Below are 21,802 nucleotides of genomic sequence, written 5' to 3' on the forward strand. Positions count from 1 at the left end.
TCATTGTTGGGAGGGAGCCTTCTCCAGCGCCTTCAGTCGTTCGCGCAGGCTGTGCAACTGCTTGAGCGTTGCAGCGTTCTTTTCCCAGGTCGCATTGTCATCGATGGGGAACATGCCGGTGTACTGGCCGGCCTTGCGGATGGAGCGTGTCACCACCGTGGCGGCGGACACGTGGACGTTGTCGGCCACGCTCAGGTGGCCCAGCACGATGGCGCCGCCGCCGAAGGTGCAGTTGGCACCGATGGTCGCGCTGCCGGCCACGCCGACGCAGCCCGCCATCGCGGTGTTGCGGCCGACGCGCACGTTGTGGCCGATCTGGATCAGGTTGTCGAGCTTCACGCCGTCCTCGAGCACGGTGTCGTCGAGCGCACCGCGGTCGATGCAGGTGTTGGCGCCGATCTCGACGTCGTTGCCGATGCGCACCGCGCCCAGTTGCTCGATCTTGACCCAGCCCTCCTTGCTCGGCGCGAGGCCGAAGCCGTCGGCACCGATGACCACGCCCGGATGCAGCAGGCAGCGCTCGCCGATCGTGCAGTCCTCGCTCACGGTGACGCGCGACTTCAGCACCGTGCCGGCGCCGATGCGCGCACCGCGCTCGATCACGCACAGCGCGCCGATACGGGCCGTGGGATCGACCTGGGCCTCGGGATGAACCACGGCCGAGGGATGGATGCGCTCGGCCTCGGGCCGCGCATGGCTCGCCTTCCACAGCTGCGTGAGCCGCGCGAAGTACAGGTAGGGGTCGGGCGTGACGATGCAGGCGCCGCGAGCGGCCGCCGCCTCGCTCATCGCGGGCGACACGATCACGCAGCCGGCCCTGGAAGCCGCGAGTTCCTGCTGGTATTTGGGATGGCTCAGGAAGCTGAGCGCATCGGGCTGTGCATTCTGGAGCGGGGACAAGCGCTCGATGGACAGCGTCGCATTGCCACGAAGCTCGCCCCCGAGGGCGTCAACGATGGCTCCTAGCTGCAGTGCCACGCCGGTACGCGGCGTTACTTGCCGCCCGTGGGCGAGGAAGCGGACGAAGGCGTGCTCACCGAGGCGTTGAGCGCCTTGATCACCTTGTCGGTGATGTCGTGCTTCGGGTTGATGTAGATCGCTTCCTGCAGGATCGCGTCGTACTTCTCGGCTTCGGCGACCTGCTTCACCACGCGGTTGGCGCGGTCGTAGACCTGCTGGAGCTCTTCGTTCTTGCGGGCGTTGAGGTCTTCCTGGAATTCGCGGCGGCGGCGCTGGAAGTCGCGGTCCTGCTCGATCAGCGTGCGCTGGCGTGCGTTGCGCTGGCTCTCGGGCAGGGCCGCGGCCTCGCGCTCGAACTTCTCGGACGCGGCCTTCAGGGCGTCGCCCTGCGTGGTCAGGTCCTTCTCGCGCTTGAGGAACTCGGCCTCGAGCTTGGCCTGCGCCGCCTTCGCGGGCTGTGCCTCGCGCAGCACGCGGTCGGGATTGACGAAGCCGATACGAAATGTTTCCTGCGCCTGCGCCCATGCAGGCGCCGCGATCCATGTCATCGCGGGAATCAGCAACGCGCCTGCCGCGGCGCGAATCAAATGCGTCATTAGAAAGAGGTTCCGATCTGGAATTGCAGGCGCTGGATTCTATCCTTCGGGATCAGGATGACGCCCGTGTTCGGGTCCTGCACTTCCTTCTGCTGCCGCACCGGAACGGCGTAGGCGATCCGCAGCGGGCCGAGCGGGGAGATCCAGCTGATGCCGAGACCGACCGACGCGCGGATCTTCTTCGAAGCCTTCCACTGCTCGTCGGTGAGGCCGGCCGAGCGCGAGCCGAACACGTTGCCGGCGTCGAAGAAGCCGTACAGGCGCAGCGTGCGGTCGTTGCCGGCGCCGGGGAACGGCGTGCTGAGTTCGGCGTTGAAGATGGCCTTCTTGGTACCGCCGAGCGCGGCGCCTTCGGTCTGGCCGAGCAGGGGCACGTCGCGCGGGCCGAGCGAGTTCTGTTCGAAGCCGCGCACCGAGCCCAGGCCACCGGCGTAGAAGTTCTTGAAGATCGGGTAGACCTTGCCGCCGAGCGCCTTGCCGTAGCCGACTTCGGAGTTGATCGCGAAGGTGTACTGCTTGTTGATCGGGAAGAACTGCTGGTACTGGTAGTTGGTCTTGAAGTACCGCATGTCGCCGCCGATGCCGACCTCGAGGTTGGCACGTTGCAGGCGGCCCTTGGTCGGGACCAGCGCGCTGTCGCGGTCGTCGCGCGCCCAGCCCACGGTCAGCGGGATGCCCCAGACGCTGTCGTTCGAGCAGCCGTCGATCACGTCGAAATTGAGGCCCGGCACCAGGCTCGGGATCGGACGCGTCGTGCAACCGAAGTAGTTGCGGTAGGAGTTCGGGGTCAGGAACGCGTAGGTGTTCTTGGCGTTGAAGGCATAGCGCTCCACGCCGATGCCGAAGAACACGGTGTCGAGTTCGCTGAACGGCACGCCGAAGCGGATCGAGGCGCCCTGGTTGACCAGTTGGTAGTCGCCGTCGACCGCCGTGTTGTACGGGCGGGTCGTGTTGTGATAGACGCTGATCGTGCGCGAGATGCCGTCCTTGGTGAAGTACGGATCGGTGGTGGTCACCGAGATCGTGCGGTTCGACTTGCTGGTGTTGACCTGCAGGCCCAGGTAGTTGCCCGAGCCGAACACGTTTTCCTGCTGGATGCCGAAAGTCAGCGAGACGCGTTCCGCGCTCGAGTAGCCGGCGCCCAGCTGCAGCGAGCCGGTGGGCTTCTCGGCGACGGTGATCAGCAGGTCGACCTGGTCGGGCGAACCCGGCAGTTCCTGGGTCTCGACGTTCACCTCGGTGAAGTAGCCCAGGCGGTCCACGCGGTCGCGCGAGAGCTTGATCTTGTCGCCGTCGTACCAGGAGGCCTCGTACTGGCGGAATTCGCGGCGGATCACTTCGTCGCGCGTGCGGGTGTTGCCGCCAACGTTCACGCGGCGCACGTAGACACGGCGCGAGGGCTCGCCCTGCAGCACCAGCGTCACGCGGTTGTTGGTGCGGTCGATCTCGGGCTTGGCCTGCACGCGTGCGAAGGCGTAGCCGAAGGTGCCGAAGTAGTCGGTGAAGGCCTTGGTGGTCGCCGTGACCTGCTCGCCGTTGTAGGGCTCGCCCGGCTTGATCGTGACCAGGGTCTTGAATTCCTCGTCGCGGCCGAGGAAGTTGCCGTCGAGCTTGACGCCCGCGACGACGAACTTCTCGCCTTCGGTGATGTTGACCGTGACCGTCAGGTCCTGGCGGTCGGGCGAGATCGCGACCTGGGTCGAGTCGACGCGGAACTCGAGGTAGCCGCGCGTGATGTAGTAGCTCTTCAGCGTCTCGAGGTCGGCATTGAGCTTGGCGCGCGAGTACTGGTTCGACTTGGTGTACCAGCTGAGCCAGCCGCCGCTGTCCTGGTCGAACAGGTCGAGCAGCGTGCTCTCGCTGAAGTCCTTGTTGCCGACGATGTGCACTTCGCGGATGCGCGCCGAATCGCCTTCGGTGACCGTGAAGGTCAGGTTCACGCGGTTGCGCTCGATCGGCGTGACGGTGGTCACGACCTGCGCGTTGTAGAGGCTGCGGCTCACGTACTGGCGCTTGAGCTCCTGCTCGGCGCGGTCGGCCAGGGCCTTGTCGTAGGGCCGGCCTTCGGTCAGGCCCACTTCGCGCAGCGCCTTCTGCAGCGCGGCCTTGTCGAATTCCTTGGTGCCGACGAAGTCGACGTCGGCGATGGTCGGGCGTTCCTCGACGATCACCACCAGCACATTGCCGTTGACGTCGATGCGCACGTCCTTGAACAACCCCAGATCGAACAGCGCACGGATGGCGGCCGAACCGCGATCGTCGCTGTAGGTGTCGCCCACGCGCAGCGGCAGCGACGCGAAGATGGTTCCGGGCTCCACGCGTTGCAGGCCTTCAACGCGGATGTCGCGCACGGTGAAAGGCTCGACGGCCCAGGCTGCCGTGGCCGCCAGCGTGCTGGCCACCAGTGCGGCAACGCTACGCAGGCGAAAGCGACTGAAGTTTTTGTTCATCTGTGAATTGATCCGGCGCGGAAAGGGCCGGCAAGATAGTTAACCAAAGAGCCGCGATGTGTCGTTGAACAAGGCAATCGACATCATGACCAGGAGCAGGGCAACGCCACCGCGCCCAAGCCAGTCCATCCAGACGTCGGAGACGCTTTTACCGGTCAGGCCCTCCCAAAGATAATACATCAGGTGCCCCCCATCGAGGACCGGCAGCGGGAGCAGATTCAGCACGCCCAGGCTCACGCTGATGAGCGCGAGGAACACCAGGTACTGCGTGAAACCGAGGCTGGCGGACTTGCCGGCGTAGTCGGCAATGGTGATCGGGCCGCTGAGATTCTTGATCGAGGCCTGGCCGATGACCATCTTGGCCATCATGCGCACGGTCAGCGCCGAGACCTCCCAGGTGCGGACCACGCCACGCCAGACGCCGTCGACCGGGCCCTGCCGCACGGTCACCATGTCGGGCGGCGCCCCCACGTAGGCGCCGATGCGGCCGACCTTCAGGCCGCCCTCGTCGCGCACCTCGGGCGTGACTTCGAGCGTCTGGACGCGGCCTTCGCGCTCGATCTGCCAGGGCAGCGCGAGCGCCTTGCCCTCCTTGACCGAAGCGCGGATCGCCTCGCGCAGCTGCTGGCCGTCGACGATGGCGGTGTCGCCGATGGCGCGCACCAGGTCGCCGCGACGCAGGCCCGAGCGCTCGCCGGCGCCGCCGGCCATCACCTCGCCGATCTCGGGACGGGTCATGGGCGCGAGCACGCCGATCTTGCGGAACATCTGGGCGTCGGCGTCCTTGGCCTCGATGCGGCTCAGCGGCAGCACCAGCGTGCGGGCCGGCTGGCCGCCCTGCCCCGCCACCTCGAGCGTCAGGTCGTGGCCGTCGAGCGCGCCGCGGGTCATGCGCCAGCGCAGGTCCTCGAAGGACTGGACCTCGGTCAGGTCGTCGCCCTCGAAGCCGGCGCGCGCGATGTGCTCGCCGCCGCGCAGCCCGGCCTGCTCGGCCAGCGAAGCGGCCACCGGCCGCGCCAGGGTCGCCACCGGCTCCTGCACGCCGATCCAGTTCACGGCCGTGTAGAGCACCACCGCCATCAGCAGGTTGGCGATCGGACCGGCCGCGACGATGGCCGCGCGCGAACGCAGCGGCTGGGTGTTGAAGGCGCGATGCCGCTCCTCGGGCGCCACCGGGGCCTCGCGCTCGTCGAGCATCTGCACGTAGCCGCCAAAGGGAAACAGGCCGATGGCGAACTCGGTGTCCTGGCCCGGATGCTGGCGCCGCGGTTTCCAGGCGTAGACGGGCTTGCTGACGCGCCACAGGATGCGGCCGAGCAGCGAGGGGCTGTCGGGGCTGCCGAACGGCAGCGTGGCCACGCCGAAGCGCTTGACCTTCACCCCGCAGGCGACCGCGACCCGGTAGTGGCCGTATTCATGGACGGTGATCAGCAGGCCGAGCGCGACGATGAATGCAACGAGGGTGAGCATCCGGAACCTTGCTTCTTGAAATCGGTGACGCGCGAGGTGTCAGGCGGAAAGGCGCAGCGCCGCGGCATTCGCGGCAGCGCGGGCGCTGGCGTCGAGGGCCAGCAGATCGGCCAGCGACGCCGGCTTGGAGGGCGCGACCGCCTCCAAAGTTTCCATGTTGACCGCATGAATGCGATCGAAGCGCAGCCGGCGCGCCAGGAAGGCCTCGACCGCGACCTCGTTGGCGGCATTCAGCACGGCCGTGGTGCCGGGCACCGCGCGCAGCGCCTGCCAGGCCAGGTCCAGGCCCGGGAAGAGCGCCGCGTCGGGCGCATCGAAGCTCAGGTCGGCCAGTTGGCGGAAATCCAGCCGCGCCGCGCCGCTCTCGATGCGCTCGGGCCAGGCCAGGCCGACGGCGATCGGCACCCGCATGTCGGGCGTGCCGAGCTGGGCGAGGATCGACGCGTCGGTGAACTGCACCATCGAATGGACCACGCTCTGCGGATGGATGACCACCTCGATCTGCTCGGGTGCCACGCCGAACAGGTGCCGCGCCTCGATCACCTCGAGGGCCTTGTTCATCATGGTGGCCGAGTCGACCGAGATCTTGCGCCCCATGACCCAGTTGGGATGGGCGCAGGCCTGCTCGGGCGTGACGCTGCCGAGGGTGTCGGGCGCACGGGTGCGGAACGGGCCGCCCGAGGCCGTGAGGATGATCTTGTCGATGCGCCGCGCCCAGGTGGCGGGATCCTCGGGCAGCGACTGGAAGATGGCCGAATGCTCGCTGTCGATCGGCAGCAGCGTCGCCCCGCCCTCGCGCACCGTGCGCATGAACAGGTCGCCGCCGACCACCAGCGCCTCCTTGTTGGCCAGCAGCAGGCGCTTGCCGGCGCGCGCGGCCGCCAGGCAGGGGCCGAGGCCCGCGGCGCCGACGATGGCCGCCATGACGGCATCGACCTCGTCGTGCGACGCTATCTCTTCGATAGCACCGGCACCCGACAGGACCCGGGTCGGCAGATTGTTCTGCTGGAGCTTTTCGGCCAGCGCGGCCGCATGGGCCTCGCTCGCCATGACCGCGAAGCGCGGCGAGAAGCGCGCGCACTGCGCGAGCATCTCGTCGACCTTGGTGGCGGCCGAGAGCGCGAAGACCTCGAAGCGCTCGGGATGACGCGCGATGACGTCGAGCGTGCTGACGCCGACCGAACCGGTCGAACCGAGCACCGTCACGCGTTGTCTGGGGGAAGTGTTCACAGAAAAGCCAGCATCATTGCAATGGGGAGCGTGGGCAAGAGGGCATCCACCCGATCGAGCACCCCGCCGTGGCCGGGCAGCAGCCGGCTGCTGTCCTTGGCGCCCGCGCTGCGCTTGATCAGCGATTCGACCAGGTCGCCGACCACGCTCATCGCCGCCAGGAAGACCACGCCGAGCAGCAGCAGCCACCAGCCGCGCGTCGCCAGCCGGCTGTAGAGGCTGGCCACCGCGGCCTGCGCCGAGGCATCGGCCCAGACCCAGGCCAGCGCCAGCACCACCACGCCCGCCATGCCGCCCCAGACGCCTTCCCAGCTCTTGCCGGGACTGATCGCGGGCGCGAGCTTGCGCCGCGTGAACTTGAGGCCGAAGGCCCGGCCGGCGAAATAGGCGAAGACGTCGGCGACCCAGACCAGCACCAGGATCGAGAGCAGGAAGTTGATCCCGATCAGGCGCGCCTGCACCGCGGCCAGCCAGGCCACCCAGAGCGCCAGCAACCCGCCCACGAGGCGAATGCCGCGCGGCACCTTGGGCCAGCCCGGCACCGCGGCGCGCAGCAGCGCCGCGCCGCCGAGCACCCAGGCGGCGCTGGCGAGCGTCCACAACAGCAGCAGCGGCCGCTCGAGCAACCCGAGCCACCACGAGAGCGCGCACAGTAGCACCATCTCGAGGCCGAGGAACACGGACACCCGCTGGCCATAGCCGTTGAGGCGCCCCCACTCCCAGGCCGCGGCGCCGATCAGCACCAGCATCACGCAGCCGAAGGGAACGTAGGAAGGATAGAAAAGCGCCGGCAGGAGGATCGCCAGCAGGACGATCGCCGTGAGGATGCGTTGCTTGAGCATGCAGCGGGGTCGTCCGGGGAGAGAGGTTCAGGCCGTCTGGCGCGATCGGGCGTTGGTCGTGACCTGTGCCGATGTCTTGCCGAAGCGGCGCTCGCGGTTCTGGAATGCGGCGATGCCCTCGTCGAGCGCGGACTCGTCGAACTCGGGCCAGAGCTTGTCGCTGAAGAACAGCTCGGCGTAGGCGCTCTGCCAGAGCAGGAAGTTCGACAGCCGCTGTTCGCCGCCGGTGCGGATGAACAGGTCGGGATCGGGCACGTGGGCGAGTGCCATCGCGCGGTCGAGGTTGAGCTCGGTCAGCGGCTCGCCGCGCTCGGCCAGCTTGGCGGCCGCCTGGGCGATGTCCCAGCGGCCACCGTAGTTGAAGCACACGTTGAGCACCAGGCGATCGTTCATCGCCGTGGCGTTCTCGGCGTCGATCAGGCCCTTCACCATCTTCGGCGACAGGCCGCCGCGCTCGCCGACGAAGCGCAGCTGCACGCCGTCGCGGCCGAGCTTCGGCACCTCGCGGGCCAGCGCGCCGACCATCAGGTCCATGAGGCCCGAGACCTCCTCGGGCGGGCGGTTCCAGTTCTCCGAGGAGAAGGCGAACACGGTCAGCACCCGCACGCCGCGGTCGACGCAGGCCTTGACGCAGCGGCGCAGCGACTCCACGCCCTGCTTGTGCCCTGCCACGCGGGGCAGGAAGCGCCGCGTGGCCCAGCGGCCATTGCCATCCATGACGATGGCGATGTGGTGGGGAATGGTCTGCGGCTTGGAGGCGGCCATGGGCAGCCTCAAACGGCCATGATCTCCGCTTCCTTGGCCGCGATCAGGCGATCGATTTCCGCGATGTGGCGGTCGGTCACCTTCTGGATCTCGGCTTCGGCACGCTTCTGGTCGTCTTCCGAAGCCAGCTTGTCCTTGACCAGCTTCTTGACCGACTCGTTGGCATCGCGGCGCAGGTTGCGCGTCGCGACCTTGGCGCTTTCGCCTTCGTTGCGCACCAGCTTGGTCATCTCGCGGCGGCGCTCTTCGCTCATGGCCGGCAGCGGCACGCGGATCAGCTCGCCCATCGAGGCCGGGTTGAGACCCAGGTCGCTTTCGCGAATGGCCTTCTCGATCTTGGCGCCCATGCCCTTTTCCCAGGGTTGCACGCTCAGCGTGCGCGAGTCGAGCACCGACACGTTGGCCACCTGGCTCAGCGGCACCTGCGAACCGTAGTACTCGACATGGATCGAGTCGAGCAGCGCGGCGTTGGCACGGCCGGTGCGGATCTTGGTGAGGTTGTTCTGGAAGGCAGCGATCGACTGGTTCATCTTCGCGTCGGTCGTGCTGCGGATATCGGCAATGGTCATTCTCAAATACTCCTAGGCATGCACCAGCGTGCCCTCGTCCTCGCCCATGACGACGCGCTTGAGCGCGCCGTTCTTGAAGATCGAGAACACCTTGATCGGCAGCTTCTGGTCGCGGCACAGCGCGAAGGCTGCCGCGTCCATGATGCCGAGATTCTGCGCGATGGCCTGATCGAAGGTCAGGCTGGCGTAGCGCGTCGCGTCGGGATGGGTCTTCGGGTCGGCGCTGTAGACGCCGTCGACCTTGGTCGCCTTGAGCACCAGCTCGGCGCCGATCTCGGCGCCACGCAGCGCGGCGGCGGTGTCGGTGGTGAAGAAGGGGTTGCCGGTGCCGGCAGCGAACACCACGACCTTGCCCTCCTCGAGGTACTGCAGCGCCTTGGGCCGCACGTAGGGCTCGACCACCTGCTCGATGGCGATGGCGGACATCACGCGCGCCACCAGCCCCTGCTTGTTCATGGCATCGGCCAGCGCCAGCGAGTTCATCACCGTGGCCAGCATGCCCATGTAGTCGGCCGTGGCGCGGTCCATGCCGACCGAGCCGCCCGCGACGCCGCGGAAGATGTTGCCGCCGCCGATCACGACCGCCACCTCGACGCCCATGTTCACGACCTCGGCCACTTCCGCGACCATGCGCACGATGGTGGCGCGGTTGATGCCGAAGGCGTCGTCGCCCATCAGTGCCTCTCCCGACAGCTTCAACAAGATTCGCTTGTGGGCTGGGCGGGGATCAGACATGGGCAATTTCCTTTAAGAGTGAGCGGGGGCGAGTGTAGAGCTTGGCGGTGAAAAGGCGACAGCATGCACCTGCACGCTGTCGCCTTCTGGCGGGGGACGGTCTCAGGCAGCGGCCTTGGCGGCTGCGACCTGGGCCGCGACTTCGGCAGCGAAGTCGTCGACCTTCTTCTCGATGCCCTCGCCGACCACGTACAGGGTGAAGCCCTTGACGGTGGTGTTGACGGCCTTGAGCATCTGTTCGACGGTCTGCTTGTCGTTCTTCACGAACGGCTGGTTGTGCAGCGAGACTTCCTTGAGGAACTTCTGCACGCCACCCTCGATGCGCTTGGCAACGATGTCGGCGGGTTGCGGCTTCTTGCCTTCGGCTTCGGCGGTCTTGCGGTCTTCTTCCGCCTTGCCCGCGGCCACGGCGCGTTCCTTCTCGATCAGCTCGGCCGGCACGTCCGACGCGGCAACCGACACCGGCTTCATGGCGGCGATGTGCATCGCGACGTCCTTGGCGGCGGCATCGTCACCCTCGAACTCGACCACCACGCCGATGCGCGTGCCGTGCAGGTACGAAGCCAGCTTGCCGTTGCCGGCGAAGCGCTTGAAGCGGCGGAAGCTCATGTTCTCGCCGATCTTGCCGACCAGGCCCTTGCGCACGTCCTCGAGCGTGGGGCCGAAACCGTCCTGCTCGTAGGCCAGCGCGCCCAGCGCGGCGATGTCGGCCGGGTTGTTCTGCGCGACCAGCTTGGCGGCGGCATTGGCCAGCGCCAGGAAGCTGTCGTTCTTGGTGACGAAGTCGGTTTCGCAGTTGATCTCGATCATCGCGCCGGCGGCGTCGTCCACATAGGCAGCCACCACGCCTTCGGCGGTGATGCGGCTCGATGCCTTGCCGGCCTTGTTGCCGAGCTTGATGCGCAGCAGCTCTTCGGCCTTTTCCATGTTGCCGTCGGCCTCGGTCAGAGCCTTCTTGCACTCCATCATCGGCGCGTCGGTCTTGGCGCGCAGTTCGCCGACCATGCTTGCGGTGATTGCAACCATTGTTTCTCTCCGTATTCAGAAAATCAGATTAAAAAAAAGGGGCAACGAAGCCCCTTCTTCAGGCGCGGGGACGCGCAGCTCAGGCCGAAGCGCTTTCTTCGACTTCGACGAATTCGTCGCTACCTTCGGCGATGGCCTTGACCACGTCGCTGGTCGCGCTGTTGCGGCCTTCGATGATCGCGTCGGCGATGCCACGGGCGTACAGCGTGACAGCCTTCGACGAGTCGTCGTTGCCGGGGATCACGTAGTCGATGCCTTCGGGCGAGTGGTTGGAGTCCACCACGCCGATCAGCGGAATACCGAGCTTCTTGGCTTCGGCCACGGCGATCTTGTGGAAGCCCACGTCGATCACGAAGATGGCGTCGGGCAGCGCAGCCATGTCCTGGATGCCGCCGATGTCCTTCTCGAGCTTCTCGATTTCACGGGTGAAGGTGAGCTGCTCTTTCTTGCTCAGGCTGTCGAGGCCGGCTTCCTGCTGGGCCTTCATGTCCTTCAGACGCTTGATCGAGGTCTTGACGGTCTTGAAGTTGGTCAGCATGCCGCCGAGCCAGCGGGTGTCGACGAAGGGCACGCCTGCGCGGCGGGCTTCGGCGGCGACGATTTCGCGCGCCTGGCGCTTCGTGCCGACCATCAGGATCGTGCCGCGGTTGGCCGTCAGCTGCTTGGCGTACTTGGCCGCATCCTGGAACATCGGAAGCGACTTTTCCAGGTTGATGATGTGGATCTTGTTGCGATGACCGAAGATGAACGGGGCCATCTTGGGGTTCCAGAAGCGGGTTTGGTGACCGAAATGGACACCGGCTTCCAGCATTTCGCGCATGGTGACGGACATTGAAGTTACTCCGAAGGTTGGGTCTAAAATCCAGCCCGTTTTTGCACTCCGCTGGACACTGCATGCCGGCTTGGCCGGCAACGCTGCATCAGCGAGGTCGCAACACCTTGATTGGGCTGGTTTGCGAATGTGTTTCGTCGGCGTGGCGCTCCGTCTTGACAGATGAAGTACCGCGTGAGCGAAACCCAAAGAGTATAGCACGCACCTCGGACACCCCTGCCCCGCACGCCTTGCCAGATCCCGAAGCCCCACCTTCCAGCCACCCGTCGGACGCCGTTCGACGGATGCGCGCCCCCGATGCCCCGCCGTGTACCCGGGGAACGCCCCGGGGCGCCAATGCTCTGGCATGCTGCGCTGCACGACGAGACGGCATGGCTGCTGCAAAAACAATAGCTAGGCACCTTCGTCAGATGGGCGTCAGCACTCTTTTTTATCCTGAATCTCAATGAAAATCGCGATCGTGGGCGCCGGCATCATCGGTGTCACCACCGCCTGGGAGCTGGCGTCCGACGGCCATGAAGTGACCGTTTTCGAACGCCGGGGCGCCGCCGCCGAGGAGGCCAGTTTCGCCAATGCCGGCGTGGTGGCGCCCGGCTACGTCACGCCCTGGGCGGCGCCCGGCATGCGCCTGAAGGTGCTGCGCTCGCTGCTGTCCTCGCACGGCGCCATCAAGCTGCGCTGGCCGCTGACCTCGCGCGACCTCGGCTGGATGTCGCGCTGGCAGAAGGCCTGCAAGCTCGAAACCTACCTCGCGAACCGCGCACGCATGCAGCGCCTGGCCTTCTACAGCCGCACCCGGCTGCACGAGGTGAGCGAGGCCCGCGAACTCAGCTACGAGCGCAGCGACGGCTACCTGGTGCTGCTGCGCTCCAAGCGCGAGCGCAAGCTGGTCCAGCCCGGCCTCGAGGTGCTGCGCGGCGCGGGCAGCGTGTTCCGCGAGGTCGATGCCGACGAGGCCCGGCTGATCGAGCCCGCCCTCAATCCCGACACGCCACTGGCCGGCGCGATCCACCTGCCCGAGGACGAGGTCGCCAACTGCCGCCAGTTCGCGCTGCTGCTCAAGTGGGAGGCCGAGTCGCTCGGTGCGCAGTTCCACTTCAACTGCGACATCGCGCCGCTGAGCCGCGCCGCGCCCACCTCGGTGTCGCTGGCCAGCGGTTCCGATGCGCTGTACTTCGATGCGGTGGTGGTCTGCGCCGGACTCGGCTCGGCCTCGCTGCTGCGTCCGCTCGGCCTGCGGATTCCGATGGCGCCGGTCTACGGCCATTCTGTGAGCGCACCGGTGCGCGAGCCGCTCAACGCGCCGCGCAGCGCGATCATGGACGAACGCTACAAGGTCGCGATCTCGCGGCTCGGCCAGCGCGTGCGCGTGGCGGGCAGCGCCGAGATCGGCGGCTCGGCCGACACCTTGAGCCAGCCCGCGATCCTCACGCTCTACAAGGTGCTGCAGGACTGGTTCCCGGGCGCGGCGACCCTGCAGTCGGGCGTGCAGCAGTGGAAAGGCGCGCGGCCGATGCTGCCCGACGGGCCGCCGGTGCTCGGCGCGAGCGGCATTCCGGGCGTGTGGCTCAACCTCGGCCATGGCTCCAGCGGCTGGGCGCTGTCATGCGGCAGCGCGCGCGTGGTGGCCGACCTGATCGCCGGGCAAGACCCCGGCGTGGACCTCGAAGGCCTGGGCGTCGAACGACTGGCAAGCTGAGGCTCAGGCCCCGTCCTTGGGGCCCCACTGGCGCGGATGGGCGGCCGGCCTCTCGACTGGCAGGGGTGGCGGCTCCGGCGGCCGCAGACGCCGGGCCAGCCCGAACAGCAACGCAGGCGCAACCAGCACGCAGACGGCCAGGCACAGCAGGTCCGCCGCCATCAGCAGCCAGCGCCACGCACCCGCGGCGCCATCGATCATGGGATCGAGCCAGCGGATCAGCCCGAAGCCCCAGCCGACACTCGCGGCCCAGGCCAGGTCGCGCAGCGGCACCCATCGCAGCGATTCGGCCAGCAGGAACACGGCCCAGACGATGGCCAGCCACCCCAGCGCCCAAGCCAGGCCTTCACTGAGCACCATGCTGGTGACAACGAAGGCCACGAACCACGCAAGCAGCAGCGCGATCAGCCAGCCGAGAAGCCCGAGACGTTTCATCGCGCGATCATAGGCAGGGGCAGAATCGCCCGATGCACCGCATCACCTCCGCCACCGCAGCCGACCTGTTCGACCTCGCCGCCACGCGCCGCATCGAGCAGGCCGCCGCGGCCGCCCTGCCCGCTCACGCGCTGATGCAGCGCGCCGGGCTGGCCGTGGCACGGCTCGCAATGGCGATCGCGCCGCACGCCCGCACGGTCTGGGTGGCCTGCGGTCCGGGCAACAACGGCGGTGACGGCTTCGAGGCGGCCGCGCAGCTGCGGCAGCGCGGGGTCGAGGTCGAGGTCGTCGTCAGCTTCGCGGGCGACGAGGCCCGCCTGCCGGCCGACGCGAAAGCCTCGCTGCAGCGGGCTCGCGATGCGGGCGTGACCTTCGCCACGGAGCCGCCCGCGCGCTACGAGCTCGCGATCGACGCGCTGCTCGGCATCGGCGCCACCCGCCCGCCCCAAGGCGCGATGGCCGAGTGGCTGCGCCGCATGCATGGCGAGGCGCATCCAGTGCTCGCGGTGGACGCGCCATCGGGCCTGAATGCGGACACCGGCACGCTTTCGCACGGCGACGATCTTCTCGCGCAGAGCGCGGCATCGCGGCGCATCTGCCTGAGCCTACTGACCCTGAAGACCGGCCTCTTCACGGCCCAGGGCCGCGACGCAGCCGGCGAGATCTGGTTCGACGACCTCGGCTGCGGCGTGACAAGCGAACCGCCCGTGGCGCGCCTGCCGGGCGCCCCATCGCTCCCCCCGCGCGCCCACGCCTCCCACAAGGGCAGCTATGGCGACGTGGCCGTGATCGGCGGCGCATCGGGCATGGCCGGCGCGGCATTGCTGGCGGGCTCCGCCGCGCTGCACGCGGGCGCGGGCCGCACCTTCGTCGGCCTGCTCGATCCGGGCGCGGCGCCGGTCGACCTCGCGCAACCCGAACTGATGCTGCGCGACGCCCGTTCGCTCGATCTCTCGGCGATGGCCGTGGTCTGCGGCTGTGGCGGCGGCACCGCGGTGCGCGAGCTGCTGCCGCGCGTGCTGTCGACCGCCCGCGCGCTGGTGCTCGATGCCGATGCGCTCAACGCGATCGCGAGCGACGACGGTCTGCAGACTCAGTTGAAGGCGCGCACGAAACACGGCCGCCCCACGGTACTGACGCCGCATCCGCTCGAGGCGGCGCGGCTGCTCGGCGGCACGGCCGGCGAGGTGCAGGCCGATCGCCAGGCGGCCGCGCGCCGGCTGGCGGCGCAGACGGGCGCCGTCGTGGTGCTCAAGGGATCGGGAACGATCGTGGCCGACGACGCGGGCACGGTGCCCGTCCTCAATCCGACCGGCAATGCCCGCCTCGCGAGCGCCGGCACCGGCGACGTGCTGGCCGGCATGATCGGCGCGGGCCTGGCGGCGGGCCGCAGCGCGTTCGACGCCGCCTGGGAAGCGGCCTGGCACCACGGTCACCTGGCCGACACCTGGCCGGCCGACGCGCCGCCGCTGACGGCCGGCGCGCTCGCGCGCCAGTCGCCCCGCTGACCAGCTTCTAGCCGCGGCCGACGAAGGGCATCTTCGTCGCCATCACCGTGTGGAACAGCACGTTGGCCTCGAGCGGCAGATTCGCCATGTAGAGCACCGACTGGCCGACGATCTTCACGTCGATCAGCGGCTCCACCGCGAGCTCGCCATTGGCCTGCGGCACGCCCTTGGCCATGCGCGCGGCCAGTTCCGTCATGGCATTGCCGACGTCGATCTGGCCCACCGCGATGTCGTGCTTGCGCCCGTCGAGCGACGCCGTCTTCGTCAGACCTTCGACGGCATGCTTGGTCGCCGTGTAGGCGGCCGAGTTCGGCCGCGGCGCGGTGGCCGAAATCGAGCCGTTGTTGATGATGCGGCCGCCCTTCGGCGTCTGCGCCTTCATCGTGCGGAAGGCCTGCTGGATGCAGAAGAACATCCCGTTGAGGTTGATGTCGACCACGCCGCGCCATTGCTCGGGCGTCCAGTCCTCGAAGGAACCGGGCGGGTTGCCGACGCCCGCGTTGTTGAACAGCAGGTCGACGCGACCGAAGCGCTCGACGGTGGCGCCGAACAGCGCCTGCACCGACTCGGCGCTGGCCACGTCGGTCGGCACCGCGAAGGCGCGCGCACCGGCGCCCGATTCCTCGGCCACCTGCTCGAGCGGCTCGAGGCGGCGGCCCGCCAGGGCCACACTCCAGCCGTCGCCCAAAAGGGCCAGCGCCGCGGCGCGGCCGATGCCGGTACCGGCCCCCGTGACGATCGCGATGCCCTTGTTCTTGTCTGTACTCATGCCTGTTGTCTCCTTCTCGGCGTGTTCATGGATTCGAATGGAATGGATGTCGATGAAAGGGCACTCAACCACGGCGCGTCTTGCGCCCCTTCATCTTGTTGGCGGCCTTCTTGACCGCCGACTTGAAAGCCTGCATCGCGGACTGCGGACCGCCCGCGGCCGGTTCCCGTCCGGCGGCGCGAGTGCCGCCGCTCGGCGCCTCGGCCTTCTGGCGCGAACTGCGCTTGGCCGAGGCCTTGACCGGCACGCCGCCGGACGCGGCACCCTTGTCCTTCATGGCGCGCGCGGTGAGCTCCTCGCCCTCTCGCACGAGGCGGAAATCGATCTTGCGGCCGTCGAGGTCGACGCGGCTGACCTGCACCCGCACCCGCGTGCCGATGGCATAGCGGATGCCGGTGCGCTCGCCGCGCAGCTCCTGGCGCATCTCGTCGAACTTGAAGTATTCGCCGCCGAGCTCGGTGATGTGCACCAGGCCCTCGACGTACATCGCATCGAGCGTGACGAAGATGCCGAAGGTGGTGGCCGCGGTGACCACGCCGCCGTATTCCTCGCCGAGGTGCTCGCGCATGTACTTGCACTTGAGCCAGGCCTCGACGTCGCGGCTGGCCTCGTCGGCGCGGCGCTCGTTGGCGCTGCAATGCAGCCCGGCGGCTTCCCAGGCCTGCACTTCCTTGGTCGGTGCGACCGTGGCCTTCTGCGGCTTGGTGGTCGGAGCCTTCACGCGCGAGGCCAGCCGCTTGGCGAGCTTGGCGTGCGCCTCGCCCGGCGTCGGCAGCATCGGCAGCTGGTAGCGCGTCTTGCCGAGGATGGCCTTGATCACGCGGTGCACCAGCAGGTCGGGATAGCGCCGGATCGGGCTCGTGAAGTGCGTGTAGGCCTCGTAGGCCAGGCCGAAGTGGCCGCTGTTGATCGGCGTGTAGATCGCCTGCTGCATCGAGCGCAGCAGCATGGTGTGGATCTGCTGCGCGTCGGGGCGCTCCTTGGTCGCCTCGGCAATGGCTTGGAACTCGCCAGGCGCCGGATCGTCGGTGATGCTCAGGCCCACGCCCATCGCCTTCAGGTAGCCGCGCAGGATTTCCTTCTTCTCGGGCGTCGGGCCCTCGTGCACGCGGTACAGGCCCGGGTGCTTGCCCTCGGCGATGAAGTCGGCGCTGCAGACGTTGGCCGCGAGCATCGCTTCCTCGATCAGGCGGTGCGCCTCGTTGCGGGTGCGCGGTACGATCTTCTCGATGCGGCCGGCGTCGTCGCAGATGATCTGCGTCTCGGTGGTCTCGAAGTCGACCGCGCCGCGCTTGCCGCGCTGCTTGAGCAGGGCCTTGTAGACGTCGGCGAGGTTCAGCAGGTCCTTGACGCGCTCCTTGCGCTTGGCCGCCTCGGGGCCACGCGTGTTGCCGAGGATGGCCGCCACTTCGGTGTACGTGAAGCGCGCGTGGCTGAACATCACGGCCGGATAGAACTGGTAGGCGTAGATCTCGCCATCGGCCGCGACCAGCATGTCGCAGACCATGCACAGGCGCTCGACCTCGGGGTTCAGCGAGCACAGGCCGTTCGAGAGCTTCTCGGGCAGCATCGGAATCACGCGGCGCGGGAAGTACACGCTGGTGGCGCGGTCGTAGGCATCGATGTCGATCGCCGAGCCGGTGCGCACATAGGCGCTGACGTCCGCAATCGCAACCAGGAGGCGCCAGCCCTTGCCACGGCCGACCTTCGCGGGCTCGCAGTACACGGCGTCGTCGAAGTCGCGCGCGTCCTCGCCGTCGATCGTGACCAGCGGCACGTCGGTGAGGTCGACGCGGCCCTTCTTGTCGGCCGGACGCACCTTCTCGGGCAGCGCCTTGGCCTCGGCCAGGCACGCTTCGGAGAACTCGTGCGGCACGCCGTACTTGCGCACCGCGATCTCGATCTCCATGCCGGGGTCGTCGATCTCGCCGAGCACTTCCTTCACCCGTCCCACGGGCTGGCCGAAGAGCGCGGGCGGCTCGGTGAGCTGCACCACGACCACCTGTCCCACCTTGGCGGGACCGGTCGCGCCCTTGGGAATCAGCACGTCCTGGCCGTAGCGCTTGTCCTCCGGTGCCACGAGCCAGATGCCGCCCTCGTGAAGCAGGCGGCCGATGATCGGCTGCTCGGGGCGCTCGATGATCTCGACCACGCGCCCTTCGGGGCGACCGCGGCGGTCAAGCCGCACCACGCGCGCCTTGACGCGGTCCTTGTGCAGCACCGCGCGCATCTCGTTGGGGGGCAGATAGATGTCGGCTTCGCCGTCGTCGCGTTGCACGAAGCCATGTCCGTCGCGATGGCCCTGAACCGAGCCTTCGAATTCATCCAGCAAGCCGCTGGAAGTGACATTATTTTTGATATGATCTCCTTCTTTCCTGAAATTCAAAGCGTACCTGCTTCGGCAAGTATGCGGGCCCAGATGGCGGAATTGGTAGACGCACTAGTTTCAGGTACTAGCGAGTAACATCGTGGAGGTTCGAGTCCTCTTCTGGGCACCAAGTTTAAATAGACTCTCATCGAGTCCTTCGATTCAAGCCACCGGTCTCCGGTGGCTTTTTTCTTGCCCGCTCCGATCATGGTCGTCATCGACATCGTCCGATGGCGCGCGGTCAGTCCGCGCACCCGAGCCTGTGTCGTGAACGCATCATCGTGCGCACAAAATTGCGAGGCCGCGAGAAAATCGTTTTTGATTTGATATACTCGTAGGCTTTCCTGAAATGCCCAGATGGCGGAATTGGTAGACGCACTAGTTTCAGGTACTAGCGAGTAACATCGTGGAGGTTCGAGTCCTCTTCTGGGCACCAGATCCAAGAGCAGCTTCAAAAGGTTCTTGAGATTCTTCGAATGAAGCCACCGTTTCACGGTGGCTTTTTTCTTGTCCGTTCGAATCATCAAACGGGCAACGCGATCAGGTCGTGCCCCTCGGCGCCCACGATGCGCGCGCGCGTGAACTCCCCCACCTTGAGCGTCTTGCTGATCTTCTCGGGCGGCAGCAGACGCACGGTGCCGTCGATCTCGGGAGCGTCGGCGTAGGTGCGTCCCACGCCGCCCTTGCGGCCCATCGCCGGTGCGGAATCGACCAGCACCTGCATCGTCGCGCCCACGCGCTCCTGCAGCTTGGCGATCGACACCGCCTCGGCCACTTCCATGAAGCGCGCACGGCGCGCCTCGCGCTCGGCCTCGGGCAGCATGCCGGGAATGTCGTTGGCGCTGGCGCCCTCGACCGGACTGTAGGCAAAGCAGCCCGCGCGATCGATGCGCGCTTCGCGGATGAAGTCGAGCAGGTGCTCGAATTCCTCTTCCGTCTCGCCGGGAAAACCGGCGATGAAGGTGCTGCGGATCACGAGCTCCGGGCACACCTCGCGCCAGCGCGCGATGCGCTCGAGGTTCTTCTCGCCGCTGGCCGGACGCTTCATGCGACGCAGCACATCGGGATGGCTGTGCTGCAAGGGCACGTCGAGGTAAGGCAGCACCTTGCCGCTGGCCATCAGCGGAATGACCTCGTCCACGCTCGGATAGGGGTAGACATAGTGCAGCCGCACCCAGGCGCCGTAGGGCTCGGCGATCTCGCCGAGCGTGCGCACCAGCTCGAGCATGCGGGTCTTGACCGGCTTGCCGTCCCAGAACCCGGTGCGGTACTTGACGTCCACGCCATAGGCCGAGGTGTCCTGGCTGATCACCAGCAGTTCCTTCACGCCGCCCTCGAACAGCGCCTTCGCCTCGCTCAGCACGTCGCCCACGGGCCGCGACACGAGGTCGCCGCGCATCGAGGGAATGATGCAGAAGGTGCAGCGGTGGTTGCAGCCCTCGCTGATCTTCAGGTAGGCATAGTGGCGCGGCGTGAGCTTGAGGCCCGCCACGCCGAAGCTGTTGGGCACCAGGTCGACGAAGGGATCGTGCGGCTTCGGCAGGTTGGCGTGGACCGCATCCATCACCTCCTGCGTGGCATGCGGGCCCGTGACGGCCAGCACGCTGGGGTGCATCTGCTTCACCAGATTGCCGCCCTGGTCGCCGGTCTTGGCGCCCAGGCAGCCGGTGACGATCACCCGGCCGTTCTCGGCCAGCGCTTCGCCGATGGTGTCCAGGCTTTCCCGGACGGCATCGTCGATGAACCCGCAGGTGTTGACGATCACCAGGTCGGCGCCCTCGAAGGACTTGGCGGTCTGGTAACCCTCGGCGCTCAGCTGCGTGAGGATCAATTCGGAATCGGTAAGGGCTTTGGGACAGCCCAGGCTCACGAAGCCGACCTTGGGGGCGGCCGTCGTGGCTGTTCGTTCGTGGGAGGCAACTTCGCTCATAGCCTCCTATTGTCCCAGCTATCCGGGACGACAGGTATTTCAGGGACGCTTGATGCCAAAGGCGCCCAATACCTGCTCGGTGCTTTTCTGCATCTGTTCCTGCATCTGCAGGAAGACGTTCTTCGATTGCTCGACGTAGTTGCCCATCAGGCCCTGCAGCATCGGCGACTGCATGCTCATGAAGCGCGACCACATCTCGGGCGTCAGGCCCTCGGCCTTCTCGGCGAGCTGCGCCTGCACCTCGGTCATCGCCTGGATGTTCTTCTCGAGGTAGGGCGCCATGTAGCTCTGCATGGCCTGGCCATAAAAGCGGATGATGTTGGCCAGCACCTGTTCGGTGAACATCGGCGCACCGCCCGCCTCCTCTTCGAGAATGATCTGCAGCAGGATGCTGCGCGTGAGGTCGTCGCCCGTCTTGGCATCGCGCACCACGAATTGGGCGCGCTCGATCACCAGTTGCTTGACCTCGGTCAGCGTGATGTAGGTGGACGTCTCGGTGTCGTAGAGCCTTCGGTTCGGGTACTTCTTGATCACACGCTGTACCGGCTTGACCCCGGACTTCTTGCTCTGCACTGCGGACTCCTTCACATGGACGCCCATGTCATCGGATGATTCTAGGGAGCGGTTTTGCTGCATCGCGACAAGGTTTACCCTGACCGCGCGCAACCGCAGGCCGCGCTTTCACTCGGCGGCCGTGGCGTACTCCGCGCCGCAAGCCGCGCAGGCGGCCGATTCGGGCCGCTCCACCGTCTCCTCGCGGAAGCGCAACGGGCTCTTGTGCCCGTAGACGACCCAGCAGCGCGGGCAATGCTCGTGGCCGGCCGTCGGCAGATAGGCGCGGGCGCGCTGCTCGGCGCGCTCCTGCGTGACCGGCATGCCCTGCCGCGCCGCACGCTCGACCTCCCGCGCCGCCATGGTGTCGAGGCGGCCACCCGCACGGTCGTTGATGCCGTAGACGGCCCGCGCGAACTCGATCGGCGCCTGCTTCATCAGCGCGGCCAACCGCGCCTGCGCGCGCTCGCGATCCACCACGATCGGTCGCGCGCTCATCGAATAATCCCCAAGGGGAAATGAAAAGAAAAAAGGCTCTGCACGGCAGCCAAGTTAGCACAAGAAAATGGCCCGGTGGTTGCCCGTGGCGGCCATCCGAATGGGCGATTGCCACGACGGGAAGCCGGCCGAATGTCCGATCCGCCAATCCGGCGGATGGCCGATTTAAGGGAATGCCGCTCGATCGGACCTGGGCATCTCTGCGAAAACGATTCTACCCACGGGTAGGATCCTCATTCACCCTCGAGCCACCACCCCGCCTGGAGCGCCCGGCTCCAGGATTCGGGAAGGACGCATCAACGTCACGCAAGAATCACGGATGGGATGAAGAGGCAGGAGATGAAGCTTCGGACTTCACTGCAAGGGGAGAAGAATCTCCCCAAAATCTCCCGTTGTGCCTGAAGACTGGTCTTCTTCAGAGGGAGATTTGGTAGGCGCGATTGGACTCGAACCAACGACCCCCACCATGTCAAGGTGGTGCTCTAACCAGCTGAGCTACGCGCCTGCGATTGTTTCGAGAAGCTGAAAGTATAGCAGGAGAAATGGCCATTTCCGGGGCGGCGGCCCC

Annotated in this window: 19 protein-coding genes and 3 tRNA genes; 4 read left to right on the forward strand and 18 right to left on the reverse strand. The window is 67.2% G+C overall.

Features of this window, described 5'->3' with window-relative positions; translation table 11 throughout:
• The 11 genes from lpxD to rpsB form a co-directional block, all read right to left on the reverse strand.
• The gene (lpxD, locus tag R0232_RS19325) at window positions 1-978 is read right to left on the reverse strand and encodes a UDP-3-O-(3-hydroxymyristoyl)glucosamine N-acyltransferase (protein ID WP_431509102.1); all 978 of its coding nucleotides are present in this window, start codon (window positions 976-978) and stop codon (window positions 1-3) included.
• A gap of 14 nt (window positions 979-992) precedes the next feature.
• On the reverse strand, window positions 993-1,556 hold the full coding sequence (locus tag R0232_RS19330; protein WP_093342263.1) for an OmpH family outer membrane protein: 564 nt from the start codon (window positions 1,554-1,556) through the stop codon (window positions 993-995).
• Entirely contained in the window at window positions 1,556-4,006 is a 2,451-nt protein-coding gene (gene bamA, locus R0232_RS19335) for an outer membrane protein assembly factor BamA (protein ID WP_093342264.1), read from the reverse strand. The genes R0232_RS19330 and bamA overlap by 1 nt, the downstream gene beginning before the upstream one ends.
• Window positions 4,007-4,045: 39 nt before the next feature.
• Window positions 4,046-5,476: an RIP metalloprotease RseP gene (gene rseP, locus R0232_RS19340; protein WP_431509103.1), complete on the reverse strand. Its 1,431-nt coding sequence runs from the start codon at window positions 5,474-5,476 to the stop codon at window positions 4,046-4,048.
• A gap of 39 nt (window positions 5,477-5,515) precedes the next feature.
• On the reverse strand, window positions 5,516-6,706 hold the full coding sequence (gene ispC, locus R0232_RS19345; RefSeq protein ID WP_431509104.1) for a 1-deoxy-D-xylulose-5-phosphate reductoisomerase: 1,191 nt from the start codon (window positions 6,704-6,706) through the stop codon (window positions 5,516-5,518).
• Window positions 6,703-7,548 (reverse strand): phosphatidate cytidylyltransferase, encoded by an 846-nt coding sequence (locus R0232_RS19350; RefSeq protein ID WP_208510885.1) that lies wholly within the window; start codon window positions 7,546-7,548, stop codon window positions 6,703-6,705. Before R0232_RS19350 ends, ispC begins: the two co-directional genes overlap by 4 nt.
• A gap of 27 nt (window positions 7,549-7,575) precedes the next feature.
• Window positions 7,576-8,313 (reverse strand): polyprenyl diphosphate synthase, encoded by a 738-nt coding sequence (gene uppS / locus R0232_RS19355; RefSeq protein ID WP_431509105.1) that lies wholly within the window; start codon window positions 8,311-8,313, stop codon window positions 7,576-7,578.
• An 8-nt stretch (window positions 8,314-8,321) separates the two neighbouring features.
• The gene (frr, locus tag R0232_RS19360) at window positions 8,322-8,882 is read right to left on the reverse strand and encodes a ribosome recycling factor (RefSeq protein WP_093342271.1); all 561 of its coding nucleotides are present in this window, start codon (window positions 8,880-8,882) and stop codon (window positions 8,322-8,324) included.
• A 12-nt stretch (window positions 8,883-8,894) separates the two neighbouring features.
• Window positions 8,895-9,617 carry a UMP kinase gene (gene pyrH, locus R0232_RS19365; protein ID WP_057591659.1) on the reverse strand — a complete coding sequence of 241 codons (723 nt, stop codon included), beginning with the start codon at window positions 9,615-9,617 and terminating at the stop codon, window positions 8,895-8,897.
• Window positions 9,618-9,719: 102 nt separating this feature from the next.
• Window positions 9,720-10,643 (reverse strand): translation elongation factor Ts, encoded by a 924-nt coding sequence (gene tsf, locus R0232_RS19370; RefSeq protein ID WP_093342272.1) that lies wholly within the window; start codon window positions 10,641-10,643, stop codon window positions 9,720-9,722.
• 79 nt (window positions 10,644-10,722) lie between these two features.
• Window positions 10,723-11,475 (reverse strand): 30S ribosomal protein S2, encoded by a 753-nt coding sequence (gene rpsB / locus R0232_RS19375; protein ID WP_093342273.1) that lies wholly within the window; start codon window positions 11,473-11,475, stop codon window positions 10,723-10,725.
• 445 nt (window positions 11,476-11,920) lie between these two features.
• Here rpsB and R0232_RS19380 point away from each other — a divergent pair, with 445 nt between their 5' ends.
• Complete coding sequence (locus tag R0232_RS19380; RefSeq protein ID WP_431509106.1) at window positions 11,921-13,174, forward strand: D-amino acid dehydrogenase; 1,254 nt, start codon at window positions 11,921-11,923, stop codon at window positions 13,172-13,174.
• A gap of 3 nt (window positions 13,175-13,177) precedes the next feature.
• Here R0232_RS19380 and R0232_RS19385 read toward each other — a convergent pair whose 3' ends face one another.
• Window positions 13,178-13,609: a hypothetical protein gene (locus R0232_RS19385; protein ID WP_431509107.1), complete on the reverse strand. Its 432-nt coding sequence runs from the start codon at window positions 13,607-13,609 to the stop codon at window positions 13,178-13,180.
• Window positions 13,610-13,641: 32 nt separating this feature from the next.
• On the opposite strand from R0232_RS19385, the gene R0232_RS19390 reads away from it, so the two are divergent.
• Window positions 13,642-15,117 carry an NAD(P)H-hydrate dehydratase gene (locus R0232_RS19390; RefSeq protein WP_431509108.1) on the forward strand — a complete coding sequence of 492 codons (1,476 nt, stop codon included), beginning with the start codon at window positions 13,642-13,644 and terminating at the stop codon, window positions 15,115-15,117.
• Between the two features lie 7 nt (window positions 15,118-15,124).
• Here R0232_RS19390 and R0232_RS19395 read toward each other — a convergent pair whose 3' ends face one another.
• Together R0232_RS19395 and rnr are read right to left on the reverse strand one after the other, a co-directional pair.
• Window positions 15,125-15,886 carry an SDR family oxidoreductase gene (locus R0232_RS19395; protein WP_209541413.1) on the reverse strand — a complete coding sequence of 254 codons (762 nt, stop codon included), beginning with the start codon at window positions 15,884-15,886 and terminating at the stop codon, window positions 15,125-15,127.
• A gap of 64 nt (window positions 15,887-15,950) precedes the next feature.
• The gene (rnr, locus tag R0232_RS19400) at window positions 15,951-18,218 is read right to left on the reverse strand and encodes a ribonuclease R (protein WP_371268787.1); all 2,268 of its coding nucleotides are present in this window, start codon (window positions 18,216-18,218) and stop codon (window positions 15,951-15,953) included.
• An 81-nt stretch (window positions 18,219-18,299) separates the two neighbouring features.
• On the opposite strand from rnr, the gene R0232_RS19405 reads away from it, so the two are divergent.
• Window positions 18,300-18,384: transfer RNA gene (locus R0232_RS19405), tRNA-Leu, on the forward strand.
• A 221-nt stretch (window positions 18,385-18,605) separates the two neighbouring features.
• Window positions 18,606-18,690: transfer RNA gene (locus R0232_RS19410), tRNA-Leu, on the forward strand.
• 87 nt (window positions 18,691-18,777) lie between these two features.
• Here R0232_RS19410 and rimO read toward each other — a convergent pair.
• The 4 genes from rimO to R0232_RS19430 all read right to left on the reverse strand — a co-directional run bounded on the left by rimO (window position 18,778) and on the right by R0232_RS19430 (window position 21,739).
• Complete coding sequence (rimO, locus tag R0232_RS19415) at window positions 18,778-20,184, reverse strand: 30S ribosomal protein S12 methylthiotransferase RimO (RefSeq protein ID WP_431509109.1); 1,407 nt, start codon at window positions 20,182-20,184, stop codon at window positions 18,778-18,780.
• Window positions 20,185-20,223: 39 nt separating this feature from the next.
• The gene (gene phaR / locus R0232_RS19420) at window positions 20,224-20,784 is read right to left on the reverse strand and encodes a polyhydroxyalkanoate synthesis repressor PhaR (RefSeq protein WP_057591651.1); all 561 of its coding nucleotides are present in this window, start codon (window positions 20,782-20,784) and stop codon (window positions 20,224-20,226) included.
• A gap of 81 nt (window positions 20,785-20,865) precedes the next feature.
• Complete coding sequence (locus R0232_RS19425; RefSeq protein WP_431509110.1) at window positions 20,866-21,234, reverse strand: hypothetical protein; 369 nt, start codon at window positions 21,232-21,234, stop codon at window positions 20,866-20,868.
• A gap of 428 nt (window positions 21,235-21,662) precedes the next feature.
• A tRNA-Val gene (locus tag R0232_RS19430) sits at window positions 21,663-21,739 on the reverse strand.
• Window positions 21,740-21,802: the final 63 nt, after the last annotated feature.

The sequence above is a fragment of the Variovorax sp. DAIF25 genome, assembly GCF_050711835.1.
Lineage (GTDB): Bacteria > Pseudomonadota > Gammaproteobacteria > Burkholderiales > Burkholderiaceae_C > Variovorax.

What these genes read in the sequence shown, in the direction of transcription:
- R0232_RS19330 (WP_093342263.1), bottom strand. Translation starts at nt 1,556, where the DNA reads ATGACGCATTTGATTCGCGCCGCGGCAGGCGCGTTGCTGATTCCCGCG.
- bamA (WP_093342264.1), bottom strand. Translation starts at nt 4,006, where the DNA reads ATGAACAAAAACTTCAGTCGCTTTCGCCTGCGTAGCGTTGCCGCACTG.
- rseP (WP_431509103.1), bottom strand. Translation starts at nt 5,476, where the DNA reads ATGCTCACCCTCGTTGCATTCATCGTCGCGCTCGGCCTGCTGATCACC.
- R0232_RS19350 (WP_208510885.1), bottom strand. Translation starts at nt 7,548, where the DNA reads ATGCTCAAGCAACGCATCCTCACGGCGATCGTCCTGCTGGCGATCCTC.
- uppS (WP_431509105.1), bottom strand. Translation starts at nt 8,313, where the DNA reads ATGGCCGCCTCCAAGCCGCAGACCATTCCCCACCACATCGCCATCGTC.
- frr (WP_093342271.1), bottom strand. Translation starts at nt 8,882, where the DNA reads ATGACCATTGCCGATATCCGCAGCACGACCGACGCGAAGATGAACCAG.
- pyrH (WP_057591659.1), bottom strand. Translation starts at nt 9,617, where the DNA reads ATGTCTGATCCCCGCCCAGCCCACAAGCGAATCTTGTTGAAGCTGTCG.
- tsf (WP_093342272.1), bottom strand. Translation starts at nt 10,643, where the DNA reads ATGGTTGCAATCACCGCAAGCATGGTCGGCGAACTGCGCGCCAAGACC.
- rpsB (WP_093342273.1), bottom strand. Translation starts at nt 11,475, where the DNA reads ATGTCCGTCACCATGCGCGAAATGCTGGAAGCCGGTGTCCATTTCGGT.
- R0232_RS19380 (WP_431509106.1), top strand. Translation starts at nt 11,921, where the DNA reads ATGAAAATCGCGATCGTGGGCGCCGGCATCATCGGTGTCACCACCGCC.
- R0232_RS19385 (WP_431509107.1), bottom strand. Translation starts at nt 13,609, where the DNA reads ATGAAACGTCTCGGGCTTCTCGGCTGGCTGATCGCGCTGCTGCTTGCG.
- R0232_RS19390 (WP_431509108.1), top strand. Translation starts at nt 13,642, where the DNA reads ATGCACCGCATCACCTCCGCCACCGCAGCCGACCTGTTCGACCTCGCC.
- R0232_RS19395 (WP_209541413.1), bottom strand. Translation starts at nt 15,886, where the DNA reads ATGAGTACAGACAAGAACAAGGGCATCGCGATCGTCACGGGGGCCGGT.
- rimO (WP_431509109.1), bottom strand. Translation starts at nt 20,184, where the DNA reads ATGAGCGAAGTTGCCTCCCACGAACGAACAGCCACGACGGCCGCCCCC.
- phaR (WP_057591651.1), bottom strand. Translation starts at nt 20,784, where the DNA reads ATGGGCGTCCATGTGAAGGAGTCCGCAGTGCAGAGCAAGAAGTCCGGG.
- R0232_RS19425 (WP_431509110.1), bottom strand. Translation starts at nt 21,234, where the DNA reads ATGAGCGCGCGACCGATCGTGGTGGATCGCGAGCGCGCGCAGGCGCGG.